General features: G+C 60.1%; 1 protein-coding gene. It reads right to left on the bottom strand.

Annotated features, from left to right (window positions below):
• The coding region (locus tag EOA60_RS36090) for a hypothetical protein (protein ID WP_164899930.1) at nt 1–487 on the bottom strand (487 nt) is incomplete at its 3' end.
• Between the last annotated feature and the right edge of the window lie 152 nt (nt 488–639).

The raw sequence follows: 639 nt of genomic DNA, 5'->3' as shown, positions 1-639 counted from the left end.
GTATCGGTTGCCGCAACACGTCTGCGAACACCTGACCGTCGCTGACCGGGCCGGTAAGCTCGTGATGCCGGGAAAGCCCGCGAATGATCTTACGAATGATCCGGAGCACACGCGGGTCTTCGGCGGGGTATATGCGATACAGGTTAGGGCCAATATCTGGAGCGGGACGCATTAGGTTGAAGAGATCGCGAGCGCGGCGACGACCGTCCACCTGGTCGAAGCCCCGATGCACGGGGCCGGACCACGATTCCTTGACTGCATCGTTCGGCTCACCTGCAACCACCACGACATTGCGGAAATGCGCGTCATCGTCAGCCGTGCCATTGTTGCATGTGGCGCATGCAGCGATCGTGATCCGCTGGAATGTGCTGTTCGACTTCGATACTGGATAGAGGGAACGCGGCACGACGTGCTCGCGTGTGGTGATTCGAAATTCACCGCACAAACCACAGTTCTCCCAGCGAGTCCGCCGCTTCACATCGATCACCGCTATCTGTGAGCTTTCAGTAGGTTGTCTTACCCTTGATGTGCGCGCGCGACTTCGAGGAGTGCACCCGCGATCTCGTCATTGGTCCACCCGGCCGCCGCAGCGCTCTCAACCAATTCCTGGACAGCCGGTTCCAGCGCGCGCTGGCAATG

The sequence above is a fragment of the Mesorhizobium sp. M1A.F.Ca.IN.020.06.1.1 genome (assembly GCF_004023265.1).
Taxonomy (GTDB): Bacteria; Pseudomonadota; Alphaproteobacteria; order Rhizobiales; family Rhizobiaceae; genus Mesorhizobium.
Note: the sequence above shows the minus strand (reverse complement) of the source record. Positions and strands in the feature narration are given on the sequence as shown.